At 65.7% G+C, this 1,198-nt stretch carries 1 protein-coding gene and 1 pseudogene; both read right to left on the bottom strand.

The window, feature by feature from the left end; all coding sequences use genetic code 11:
• A partial coding sequence (locus KUM32_RS36165; RefSeq protein ID WP_254406637.1) for an alpha-amylase family glycosyl hydrolase occupies positions 1-688 on the bottom strand: 688 nt, incomplete at its 3' end.
• Positions 685-1,198, bottom strand: a pseudogene (locus KUM32_RS36160) (alpha-1,4-glucan--maltose-1-phosphate maltosyltransferase); the annotation flags it as partial. The gene KUM32_RS36165 and the pseudogene KUM32_RS36160, both read right to left, overlap by 4 nt.

The raw sequence follows: 1,198 nt of genomic DNA, 5'->3' as shown, positions 1-1,198 counted from the left end.
TGGTGCCTTCCTCTTGGTAGAGGTAGGGGACGGCGTCCAGTCTGAAGCCGTCGATGCCGAGGTCGAGCCAGAATTTGAGGGCGGCGAGCATTTCCTCCTGGACGGCGGGGTTCTCGTAGTTGAGGTCGGGCTGGTGGGAGAAGAAGCGGTGCCAGTAGTACTGGCCGCGGACGGCGTCGTAGGTCCAGTTGGAGGCCTCGGTGTCGACGAAGATGATGCGGGCGTCCTGGAACTGTTTGTCGTCGTCCGCCCAGACGTAGTAGTCGCCGTAGGGGCCGTCGGGGTTGTTGCGTGATTCCTGGAACCACGGGTGCTGGTCGCTGGTGTGGTTCATGACGAAGTCGATGATCACGCGCATGCCGCGTTGGTGGGCGGCGTCGACGAACTCGACGAAGTCGGCGAGGTCGCCGAACTCGGGCAGGACGGCGGTGTAGTCGCTGACGTCGTAGCCGCCGTCCCTGAGGGGTGATGTGAAGAAGGGCGGGAGCCAGAGGCAGTCCACGCCCAGCCATTGCAGGTAGTCCAGTTTGGCGGTGAGGCCTTTGAGGTCGCCGACGCCGTCGCCGTTGCTGTCCTGGAAGGAGCGGACGAGGACCTCGTAGAAGACGGCTCGTTTGAACCAGTCCGGGTCCCGGTCCTTGGCGGGTGTGTCCTCGAAGGTGTCCGGCACGGGCTCGTTGACGATCATGTGATGGGTGACCCTCCGATCTGCGGGTGGGACGGTCGCAGAACCGTGCAGACGTGCGCGGGCGTACGGCCCGGTTCCAGGCGCACATAGTTGGCCCTGCCCCAGTGGTAGGTCTCGCCGGTGAGCTCGTCGCGCACCGGAACCGACTCGTGCCAGTCCAGGCCGAGTTGCGGCATGTCCAACGAGACCGTCGCCTCCTGGGTGTGGTGGGGGTCGAGGTTGGCCACCACCAGAACGGTGTTCGATCCCCGCCGCTTCGAGTAGGCGATCACCTCCTCCTTGTCCGTGGGGTGGAAGTGCAGATCGCGCAGCTGGTGCAGCGCCGGGTTCTCGCGGCGGATGGTGTTGAGGCGGGTGATGAGGGGGGCGATGGTGCGGCCCTCGCGGGCGGCGGCGGCCCAGTCGCGGGGTTTGAGCTGGTACTTCTCCGAGTCGAGGTATTCCTCGCTGCCTTCGCGCAGGGGGGTGTTCTCGCAGAGTTCGTAGCCGCTGTAGATGCCCCAGGTGGGG

The sequence above is a fragment of the Streptomyces sp. AC627_RSS907 genome (genome assembly GCF_019049165.1).
Note: the sequence above shows the minus strand (reverse complement) of the source record. Positions and strands in the feature narration are given on the sequence as shown.